Genomic DNA, 11,719 nt, shown 5'->3' with positions numbered 1-11,719 from the left:
CCCTTGGGTGTTGGGGCCGGTCAGCGACCGGTCGGTGCCATCAGGGCCGCGGCGGCGGTCTCCGCGAGACCGGGGGCCGAGGCGGACTCGCCGACGTTCTGGGCGTTGCCTCGATCCGGTGTGTCCTCGGCGGTGTCGATGGGGGCCGGCCCCGCGACGACCGGCGCCGGTGCAGAACCGGCGGTCTCGATCCGCGCCGCCGCGACGAGCGACTCGTCCGCCTCCCCGGCCACCGGCCGCACAACGGCGGGGTCAGAGCCGTCCGGGCCGAGGTCAGCCGTGTCAGGGTCACCCGTGCCGGGCGCGGCCTCCTGCACCGATGTCCGGTCCACGCCGGTGACCGCCGTGGACCCGTCAGCCGGCACCCGCTCGTCCTCTCCCGCGTTCTCCTCACGGAACTCGGCGAGCGCCTGGTCCAGAGCCTCCGGGTCCACCCGCATGGCCACCGCCGCGGACGGGTTCACGTAGAGCGCGTGTCCCTCGGGCAGCCACTCCACCAGGTCCGGTACGGCATGGATCTCGTAGGCCAGACGACCGCCGCCGTCCAACTGGTGCTGGGACGTGTAGACCGGCACCACGGGGCTGCCGTCCGGCGCGACCGCCACCACCGGCTGTCCGTCCGGCCGGATGAACGTGGCGACCTCGGATCGCGCCACCAGCCGCGGCACCTCGTTGTCCTGGCCGTAGCCGGCCGCGGCGCGCTGCACGGCCGCGTCGATCGGGTCGGTGGGCCGGGGCCAGCCGCGCGCGGCGGGAGAGGGAAGGTACTCCGGGTTGCGCTGCCACTCCACGAGCCGACCGGCCGCGTCGGAGCGCCACTGGCCCACCACGGCCCAGTGGGGCGGCGGCCAGGCACCGGTCCAGGCCACGTCCACCAGGCCGAACCAGTGGTCGGGGGCGAGCAGCGCGGCGTTCTGGATGTGCTCCGGTGCCGTCGGTATCGCCGTCCCCGGTGATGCATCGGAGTCCTGGGAACTGTCGGTGGCATCCGCACTGCTGTGCTGCGTCTCGGCGTCCGTGCCGTCGGCGGCCACGTCCGTCGGCACGACCGGCCAGCTGAGGACCGGGGGCGGGGCGTCCTCGGTCAGTTCGTCCACTGCGGGGTTGTCGCTCATGGTGGTGTCGGTCCTCAGGGATGGGTTGATGGATGGTCGTGGGTCCCGGCCGTGTCGTCGTCCGAGGTCCCGGTGCTCGCGTCCCGGCGCGGTACGGCCAACCGGAAGCGGCCACCGTCCCGGACGAGCACGCCTCGAGACAGGCCCCCGCTGAAACGGCTCTCCGTACCCGTGTCGAGGTCGACGAGGGTGAGGTCGAGCATCAGGAGGCGGGCCAGTCCCGCGGCGGCGATCCGGCTGACAGCCGGGTCCCAGTGCTCGGGGCGGGTCAGAAGCAGCCGCGTGTACTGAAGAGGCGTCAGGTCGGCCGGCCCGACCCGGATGACGCCGTCGGGCCGTTCGGTGAGCGTCACCCCGGCCCGTGCCAGTTCCTCGGCCGTGGCGGTCAGCTCCGCCTGGGCCGCCCCGGGGAACGCCTCCGGCAGATCCGCCTCGGTCAGTTCGGCCGCCAGGTCGGCGCGAAGCAGGACGGCGATGTCCTGGTCCGGGGTGCCGTCGGAGAGGAACCAGTCCGGCAGGTCGTCGCCTACGACGCGCATCGCGGCCTCGGTGAGTCCGTTGCCGGGTCCGTGCACCGGGCGCAACTCCAGCACGGTCCCGTCCGGCCCGACCACGGTGTCCGGCGCCGGACCCCGGGTGTAGCCGGTTCCCGCGGCGACCGAAGTTCCGGCGAACGGTGCTTCGGTTCCGATGACCGTCCCATGGACCGCCGCCTCCTCGCCCGTCTGCCACGGGGCGACGACCGTGACCTCCGCGCGCCCCTGCCGCACCACCCCGGTCCTCACCCGCTCCTCCGCCGTCGTCAGCGGCTTCACAGGACCACTGTCGTCCTCCTCACCCCACTCCGGCGCGAACAACGAAGCTTCCTCGACCTGGTCCTCTTGGTTCCCGGGCTCCGAAGTCGGCGGCAACGGTGGCAGGGCCTTGTCCTCCGCCTCGGCAACGGGCGGCAGGGGAGGAAGCGGCTTCTCCTCCGGCTCAGGAGTCCCCTCGGCCGGCCAGTCGACACGGATGGTCGCGGTGCGGTGCGTCAGGGGGTCCTGGTACAGCGCCTTGGGCGCGTCGTCGAACTCGGCGACGATCCGGAAATCGGCCGGCGTGAGCGGCCGTACCGAGTCGTCCTGCTGGAGCCGCTGGAGCTCCCTCGTCAGGAACTTCTCCAGCTCACGCCGGGTGTTGTCGGCCCGCAGCAGGCCGGTCGTCTCCGCGTCGGGACCGTTGCCGCGCCCGGGGATCCGGATCACCGGAGGCCTCAGACCCGCCCGGCGGTCCCGCACCGCCCTGACCGCGATCCGCTTGGCCAGGTCCTCGATGTGGCGGCTGTCGCGTGCCGACACGTCCTTGTCGCCCTTGCCGAAGGTCACCGTCAGGGGAGTCTCCGCGAGCTCGTGCCGGTCAGGGCTGCCGGGCTCGCGCAACGGCGTCCACTCCACGCCCTCGGGTGCGGCGGCCGCGCCGACCGTCACGGTGGCTGTACGGCGGTCGTGCGGGTCGAGCCGCTTCTGCTCGGAGGTGTCCTCGTAGCCGTAGCGGATGTCGAGGTCGCGCACCGTCACCGGGTCGGGTGCGGCCCCCTGCAGCTCCCTCAGCTCGGCGGCCAGATGGGCTTCGAGAATCCAGGCGGTGTTCTTCGCCCGCGTCCTGCCGGTGAACGACGCGTGCCCGGTGCTGTTGCCCCGGCCGCTGACCCGGACGACCTGTTGCGGCAGTCCCTCGGCGCGGTTGCGCACCGCCTCCGCGGCCAGCGTGCGTGCCAGCTCGCGCAGGGCCTGGTCCTGACCCGCATCCACCGTCCGGGACCCTCGCGCGAAGGGCACGGTCAACGGCTGCCGCGCTGCGGGCGCGAGCGCGTCCGGTGCGGTTCGCGTCTCGGGAGCGGATTCGCTCTCTCCTTCGGGATCGCGGTCCGTGGCTGCTCGGATCTCCGAGGCGAGGTCACCGGACGACCGCTCGGTGACGGCCCCCGCGGCAGCCCGCCGCGCGGGCGACGGCGTGCCGGACCGCCGGACGAACACCGAGCCGCCGGTCACCGGAACTCCGGAGAGCCCGTCCGCGAGGCCCGATCGACCGCCTGGGGTCCGGGTCTCCGACTCCGAGGGCGGCGGCGCGAACGTGCCAGCCGATCGGCTGGCTCCCGAGCCGGCACCGCCACGGGGATTGCGCGGGCCGCGGCCCAGGCGGGATCTGATGTCGTCGCCACTGTTCTGGGACGGTATGGGCGCCTGTCCGACGGGGCGGTCCACCTGGTTCTCGCTCTCCGCCGTCAGCCAGCCCAACCTCGCCCAGCGGCCCAGCTCCTGCTGATCCATGGCCGCGCCTGTCTCGGCGTCGGTGACCTCGCCGAGCCCGTAGGAAGCGACCTGCTGGGCCGCCACCCGGTGGTACAGGAAGGGGCCGGTCAGGAAGGCGCCGCTGGTGGCCAAAGCCTCGGGGTTCCATTGCACGGCTTCGTCGCCGATGGCGTCGATGGCCCGCTCGAAGAACCTGGAACCCGGCACGGCCATCATGAACGCGTTGCCGAACATGGCGTGTCTCATGGCGTAGCGCGCCACGTCCTCCATGGAGACCGTCTCGGCGGGCACGCCCAGCAGTTCGGCGAAGTCGGCGCGCTGCCCGGCGAAGACCCTCGCGTCCCGGAACATGGGGCCGATGACCGGAAGGTCCGTCCGGCCCATCTTCCGTGCCTCCGTGAAGAGTTCGACACCACCCGGCTCCATGTCGACGTCGAAGTAGGCGCCGCCCTCGTAGAGCATGATCCCGATGCGCACCAGGTCCGATGCGACGGGGAACGCCCCCGGGTGAAGCCGAGCGTTGTTGTACATGGTGCGAAGTTTCAGCATGCGGGGGTTCTGCAGCGTGAATCCCTGATCGAAGCGGCCGTTCTTCCAGCCCGCCGGTCGGTCCGGTGGCAGCAGGGACTCCACCGCCCGGAACCGCACTCCAGCGGTCTCCATCGCCTGGAAGACCGCGGGATCCCAGGTGCTCAGCATGGCCGGTCGCGCCGCCGAGACCGGTGCGGTGTCCGTCCACATCTGGACGATCCATCCGTGCTGCCGGGCCAGCTCCGCCCACCTCAGTACGTTGGTCACTGCGGACCCGCTCATCGGACGGCCGATCCAGAAGAAGTTGATCACCTTCGGCGGGCTCTGCAGCCCCGGGCCGCGCTCGGCCCGATCCAGGTCCCACGCCACCCGGTTCGCCAGGCGCGCCGCTTCATCCTCGTACTGTGTGCCGCGCAGTCGGTCGCTTCGCCGGTTCAGCCGGTGCAGAACCACGCGCACGGCGCTCAACCGGCCTGTCACCAGGAACGTACCGACCTGCCGCAGTACCTCCTCGCGCTGCGCCGACGACAGCGGACCGGGCCACCCGGCCAGGTCGCCCACGGGCGTACCCGACACGGGCATCAGGTGCGTCATGCCCGACGGGGGCGGCGGAGGCAACTGCTCCTTGTCGTGCGAGGACTCCGAGCGGTCCCGGCCGGTCCAGGACGCGGTGGCCCGGGGCTCCGTCCACGAGTCCGGTGCCACGACCTGTTCGCCGTGGAAGAGCAGCCGTACCGCCGCCAGCGTCTCGTCCTCCTCCTGGACGGCCCGTACCGGATTGACCGGCCCCAACTCGCCTTCCTGCGGCGCCGGGCCGTAAAGCCGCCGCAGCAGGGGCAGGAGGCCCGGCTCGTTCTCCTCCACCCATCGCGCGCCGTTCTCGCGCGGCCGGCCCGTGAACGGATCCAGTCCGGTGTTCACCCCGAGGTAGACGTTGCTCAGCTGAGCGAAGAACTCCTCCGCGTCCCGCGAGGAGTAGTTGTCCGTGACCCGTCCTTCCCGGTCCCGGCGAATGCCGTCCGGCCAGGAAGCGTCCGGGCCCAACGCCCTGCGGGCCGCGAAGGCCCGGTCGATCGCCTGCCGGTCGGCCTGGCTCAGGCCATGGTGGTGCACCATGTGCGCCAGCTCGTGCACGGTCGTCGAATAGCCGTCCGCATACCTGGTGTTCGGCAGCGGTGACGACTCGCCCAGCAGATTCTCCTCGGTGATCGCCGTGACGTGTCCGCCGCTTCCGCGCACCTGGTCCCAGGTGCGGCCACCGGGAGCCGGCTCGCCCTGCAGATGCCGGAACGGTTCGAGTTCCGTCATGGGGGTGTCCGCGGGCACGACGACCACCCGGCTGCCGTCGGTCAGCAGCCGTGCCGCCACCTCTGGGTCCCGCAGCATCCGCGCCACCAGCACACGGGCCGCCTGTCGCGCCGCGATCGGGCGCCGCACACCCTCCGGGACGTCCACCAGCACCTGTGCCGCCGCCTGCGCGAACTCCTCCGGCGTCAGCACGGCGCCGAGCCGGTGGACATCGTCCGGGTGGGACGCAAGCCACGAGCGGTGCTGTGGTCCCACCTCCGCCAGCGCCCTGGCCCGCCGCACCGCATCAGAACTCAGCAAGTCCGCGACCAGCCGGGCTCCCTCGTCCGCGACCTCGTCGGCCGGCCGGGCGGCAGCAGGCTTCGGGACTGCGGCGTCCCGTCGGGTGAGAACCGCGCCGCCCGAGTCCAGGGAACCGGTAGCCACCGCCGCCGGGGCGGGCGCGGCGAAACCGAGAGGTTGCGCATGGGGCAGGTCGTGGGCGGCGCCCGCCATCACCGGGGCGGCAGCATCGGCGCTCAGGGCGTCGGGTGGCAGACGCCGTGCAGCCGTCTGCCACGACTCCGTCACGCCGCCCGGCATTCTCGCCCCACCTGTAGCCGCCCGAGACTCAGCCGGACGGGAGCCACGAGTCCGCGGCGCGCCCTCAGGACCTCGGCCCGACGCATCAAGGTCCGCCGCCGGGGCTGGTGTCGGGGGCGGGGTGGCGAAAATTCGGCCGCCGGGTACCACGGCATCCGGACTCCGCCTCTGCGGAGCACCGTGCGGGCGGGACCCGTCGCCGAAGAGTGCGCGGACGCCCTCGAACCCCGTGTTCTCCTCCAGGGTCTGGTGCACCGGATTCACCGGACGGTCGATCCACGCGCTACGGACCGGCCCGTAGAGCCGCGTCAGCAGCGGAGCCACCACCGACTCGTTCGCGAGAACCCACTGGGGGCCGTTCGGCAGCGGCCGCCCGGTGACGTCACGGCCCCCGTTCACGCCCAGGTACACGCTGGTGAGCTGGGCGAAGTAGGCCTGGGCGCTCGGGGTGTCCTGCTGGGTGCCGCGGGGCCACTGCGCAAGCGTGCCCCTGCGCTGTCGCGCTTGATAGGCGGCCTCGATCCAGTCCCTTTCCGCGTCGGTCAGACCGTACGTGTACACGGTCTGGGCGTAAGCGTGGACCGCCGAGGAATAGCGCTGGGGGTGGCGGACGAACGATACGGGTGAGAAGTCGCCGAGCAGGTTCTCCTCGGGAACCAGGGTGGCGCGGCCGTGGAGTTCCCTGAGGCCGGCGAAGGGACGCCCGTTGGGCATGGTCCGGCCGCTGAGGTGCTGGTACTGAGGCAGAGCGGTGATCGGTACGTTGCGCGGCAGCACCCGAACGACGACGTTGTTGTCCAGGAGTCGCGCCGCGACCCGCGGGTCGCGCAGCACACGGGCGAGGAGCGCCTGGGCCTCCTGCCGCGCCGAGACCGGCCGGTCGGCGCCGGGCAAGACCTCGACCATGAGCTGCGCCGCGGTGTCGGCGAAGGACTCGGCGGACAGCGTCCGGCTCAGTTCGTCCACCAGGGCGGTGTCGCCCGCGAGCCACCGCCGGTGCGCGGGCTTCAGCGCAGCCAGCCGCTGCGCGCGTGCTTCGTCGTCCAGCAATGGCAGTTCGCGCACCAGTTCATCGGCGTCCGGGGGCGCGTCCGCTTTCTCACGGTGCAGAGGGTGGGAGTCGTCGCGGAAGAGGGCGCGCACGCCCTCGAAGACCTCGTCCTCCCGCAGGTTGTTCTGCAGCGGATTCACCGGCCGGTTGAATCCGGCCTCCTCCGGGGGCCCGTACAGCCGTTGCAGCAGAGGAAGCAGAGCGCGCTCGTGCGATGTCACCCATTCGGCACCGTTCTCGCGCGGCCGCAGCGTGGACGCGTCCTGGCCCGTGTTGACCCCGAAGTACACGTTGGTCAGCTGGGCGAAGTACTCGTACTCGTTCCTCGCGGAATAGTTGTCGGTCGGCACGCCGTTCAGGTGGAGCCTCGGGCCGTCAGGCCACTGCGCGTCGGCACCCAGGGCCCTCCGGTCGTCGTAGGCCTTCTTGATCTGCTGCTGCTCCGCGCGGGTGAGACCGTTTCTGTGGATGGCGTGGGCGAACTCGTGGACGGTGACGGAGTACCCGTCCGGATCAACGGTGCCGGCTTCCCTGGCCACGAGGGACCGCTCACCGAGCAGGTTCTCCTCCGGAACGGCTGTGCTCGAGTGATCGATGCCTCTTATGAAGTCCGTGATCCGGCCATCGCCGTGCACCTCACCTCGCAGATGTTCGAACTGCTCCAAGGTGGTCAGCGGTACGTCCTTGGGTACCACGACCACGTTCGCGCCCCTCTTCAGCATCTGGGCCGTGACGTCGGGATCCCGCAGCATCCGGGACAGCAGTGCGTGCGCCTCCTGTCGCGCGGACGCCGGTCGGCGGACGGCTTCGGGCACATGCACCAGCAGTTGCACCGCCGCCAGCGCGAACTCTTCGGCGGACAGGGCGTTCTTCAGGTTGTCGACCAGCTCGGGGTGGGACGACAGCCACCGCCGCTCGTGCGCATGCAGAGCCGCGAGTTCCATCGCCCTCGCCCGGGCGTCCATCGACGGCAGATCGTTCGACAGCCGCAGTGCCCGCGTGGACGGTGCCGGAACCGACGGGCCGCCGTGCGCCGACGGACCCGCCGGCGCGTGGTGCTGGTGGTGCGTCACCGGCGCCAGCGGCTGAGGGGTGAACACCACTCCGCCGGTCCCGGTGGATCGGGGCGACGTGGAGTTCACCGGGGCGGGCATCGGACGGTACGGCCCGCCGGCTCCCGGCTGTGCCGACGAGGGAGCGGGGAAGATCCTGCCGGACCGGCTGGCCGACCGGCTCGCCGATCCCCACCGGTCACGCGTCCACCGGGACGAACGCCCGACTCCGTCCCGGCCCCGGGTGTCGGCCGCGGCGGAGGGAGCGGGCTGGTTGGCTGCGAGCGCACGCGACAGCGCCTCCGCGCCGTCGACGTCGCCCGGGCTGTCCACCAGGCTCACCGCGACGGCGTAGACAGCCCGGTGAGCCAGAGGAAGCTCGCCGAACTGGGGGTTCTCGTTCGACTGGAAACCGGTCACCCGCTGATGGGTCCTGACGATGTGGTACGCCAGGGACAACGCGACCGCACGGCGCGGATTGACCCTGTGTTCGACTTCGGCCCACTTGGCGGCGATCAGCTCCGGGGCGATCTCCTCCTGCGCGGGCGTCGGTTCGGGGGTGAAGTCCACCTGGACGTCCACACTGTCCGCGGGCACCTCCCCGCCGTCCCGCTCCGCCGTGTCGACGTCGTCCTGCGACGGCTGCTCATCGCCGGCGGCCTCGAACCGGAAGTCGTCACCGGTGAGCGGATGGCGCGCCGAGGGCTGCCGCGCGAGCACCTGCGTCACCCGGTCGCGCAGATGACGCTCGACCGCCTCCTCCCGTGAGCGGGCCACATCCCTGGGGCTCCGCCTGGCAAACGCGAACCGGGCGCCCCCGCCGCGCCCGAGCACTCGCACCACCGGCAACGAGACCCCGGCCAGGACGTTCGTCCTGGCCTGCTCCGCCACAAGTACGGCCAGCGCGTCCAGCCGGTGCCGCTGCTCCTCGGAGATCTCCGTGGATCCCATGGTGAAGGGCACGGTCACGGGAGCCGCGGTCGCACGTGGCTTGGTGGACCTGCCCTTGCGCCGAGCGCGAGCCACGTCCGCCGCGGAAATGGCGGCGTTCTGCTGCGGTCCCGCCATGAGCATCCGGTTGAGTTGGTTGACGGCATCCACGTTCAGGCCGCCCAGCCGGGCAACCAGGCTCTCACTGGCCCCCGCAGCCCGCAAAGCACCTTCGAGCAGAGGCAGCCCCGGATTTGCGTCCACGTCCCACGGCGCCGCCGGAGGCAGCCCGACAACGGGGCTCTCGGTCAGCCGGGCAGCCTGGCTGATCACTGGCGCCTGCTCGGCCGGGGCGGGCCCGCCGACCCGGTTCATCGCCGAGTAGTGGACTCCACCCTCGTAGAACACATGCAGGGAGCGTGCCGCAGCCGGGTTGAGCCGATTCGCGAGCGTCAGATCGGACATCCCCTCGAAGGTCTGAACGGTGGTGATGTTCAGGTCGAGTGCCGCTGCGGTCAGTTCGGGCATCCGGTCGTAGAACGGTGAGGTCCACATGTCGGTGGAACGGACCGCGAGCGCGACGACCTCACTGGTCGGCGTCTTCAGCATGACGGCCAACTCGGGGTACACACGCACGAGACTCGGATGCCGGGCGATGAGCCTCTGGTACAGGACCTGACTCGAGGGGTGCCCGGTCCGCAGACGCTCGGCCGCCAGATCCCGCAGTCGAGTTGTTCTCCTGTCCCGCACGAGCCGCTGCAGGCTCGCCTTGTCGATCTTCTCGCGGTCCGGTACGAAACCCGGGAGGAATCGCGCAGCCATCCCCGGCGTGAAGCCGCCGACGATGGCCCGGTCCGCCGGATTCGCGAACTGGTCGATCAGGGCACGAAGATACTGCGGACGCATGAGATTCTGCTCGATACGTTCCACCTCCTCCCGCGGCAGCTCCGGGGCCGGCTCACCGAGGAGGGTCTCCAACGCGGGGAGGTCGAGGTCGTTCAGCAGCACACCGACCGGATCCGGCCCGGCATCCAATTCCGCTCGCCTGGCCACCGCCTCGGGGCTGCCACCGGTCAGCCAGTCCGCGACCCGGTCACGCAACTGCCGCACATCAAGAGCACGCAGAGCGGAGTCGGGAAGCTGCCGGGCGATGCCCGCCAGGACGGAGGTGGGGAAACAGTCACCGTCTCCCGCCACTCTCAGCACCTCGTACGGCACGCCGTCCACGGTGACCGTCTGCGTCACCGGCCGATGCTGCGTCGCCGCCGACGAGCCCCGCACCGGCTGCGCCTCGTCCCGGCCAGGCGCAGTCGGTACCGCCGGGCGGTGGGGCAACCGCCGCACCCGTGACCCGTCGGCATCCCCGGCGCCCCTCTCGGGCCCGGACCCGGACCGGAGGGCCGAGGGCCCGGACCCGGACCGGACGGCCGAGGACGAGGACGCCGAGGTCGAGGTGGCCGTGGCCTCCGGCGGCAGGGACCCGTCACCGCGCGCCGCCCTCGGGCCCGCCGGCCTCGGGCCGGCCGGCCCGGTCCCACTCCTCGACCGCGACGCGGACTGCTCGGCCGGCGTCGGCTCCGGCGGCAGACGCCGCACGCTCCTGTCCGACGTCTCCGTCACCACCGCAGGCCGGCCCGCCTCGCTCGTACCGGCACGAGAGCCCGGTCCGGGACGCGGACCGCGAGGCCCCGACGGGCCACCTGACGTCTCCGTGTGCGCGAGTCGCCCGGCACTGCTCGAACCGGCCCGTTCGGAGCCCGACCGCGCCGGATCCTGCCCTCCCGGGGCGCCCCGGCCCGAACCACCGGGCAGATACCCACGCACCGGCTTCGGACGCCCCGAGGCCAACTGCCGCGACAACTCCACCGCCGGACGCTCGTCACCGTCGTGCGCCCGCAGCTCCACCGCAACCGCGTAGACGGCCAACGACCCCGCGTCGAGGTCACCGAACGACGGCTCTGCCTCAGGCGTGAAGGTGTCGAGCCGCTGATGCGTCCGCACGATGTTCAACGCCGTCGCCATCTCCTCGGCACCCGGCCGGCTGACCGGCCAATGGGCAGCCGTCAGCGACCGCAGGGCCTCGGGATCCACCGTCGCGGAGGCAGTGCCGGTCTCCCCCACCTCCGCCTTTTCGCCGGCCCGACGGGACGGCTCACCAGAGACAGTGGCCGGGGTACGTCCAGGCTCCTGCGGGGGCGCGGTCGCCGCGCGGCCGGCTTCCGAAGGGGTGGTCGTGGACGGGCGGCCGCTCGCCGCCTGAGAGCCCGTCGTCGCCGTACGGGTCGCTTCGGGCGCCGCCGGGGCCGTGCTCCGAGAGGTGTCCGAAGGCGTCGTGGCGGTCGGTCGAGAGGTCTCCTGGACCTGGGCGCTCGGAGGCCGGCCGGCTTCCGTGGCCGCCGGGCGGCCCGCCTCCGGGGTCGCCGTGCCGGAGGTGGCCGCAGGGGTGGTCGAGGGCGTACCGGACACCGGGACGCCGGTCGAAGCGGTTCCCATCGGCGCCGGCGGCTGTCCTTCGGCTTGAGCCTCGTGCGCGGCGGGGCCGCCGGCGACGGAGTCCGGGCCGGTGGTCTCCTCCGTCTGTCGTTGAGGGGTGCCACCGGTCGTGGCGGTGCGGGGGGTGCCGGACGCGGTGGTGGGCCGGGGGGTGTCCGTCGTCTCTCCGCCACCGGCCGCAGCATGCACCGGCGCACCCGTCGACGCCACCGGCCCGTGTCCCGGCACCGGAGCACCCACCCCGCCCAGCCCCGCGAGCACGTTCACACCGTTGAACCCACCAGCCGCCGCCGCGAGTTCACCAGAGGCCTGCCCCGCCTTGGAGGACAAACCCTCCCCACCCGACGCGATCCCCGCCCGACCACC

General features: G+C 72.4%; 2 protein-coding genes. Both read right to left on the bottom strand.

Annotation, left to right across the window (positions count from 1 at the left end):
* Window positions 1-20: 20 nt before the first annotated feature.
* The gene (locus M8J74_RS35725) at window positions 21-1,115 is read right to left on the bottom strand and encodes a type VII secretion system-associated protein (protein WP_249840411.1); all 1,095 of its coding nucleotides are present in this window, start codon (window positions 1,113-1,115) and stop codon (window positions 21-23) included.
* A 14-nt stretch (window positions 1,116-1,129) separates the two neighbouring features.
* Window positions 1,130-10,105: a hypothetical protein gene (locus M8J74_RS35720; protein ID WP_249840410.1), complete on the bottom strand. Its 8,976-nt coding sequence runs from the start codon at window positions 10,103-10,105 to the stop codon at window positions 1,130-1,132.
* Between the last annotated feature and the right edge of the window lie 1,614 nt (window positions 10,106-11,719).

This window comes from Streptomyces panaciradicis, from assembly GCF_023516615.1.
GTDB lineage: Bacteria > Actinomycetota > Actinomycetes > Streptomycetales > Streptomycetaceae > Streptomyces > Streptomyces panaciradicis.
Note: the sequence above shows the minus strand (reverse complement) of the source record. Positions and strands in the feature narration are given on the sequence as shown.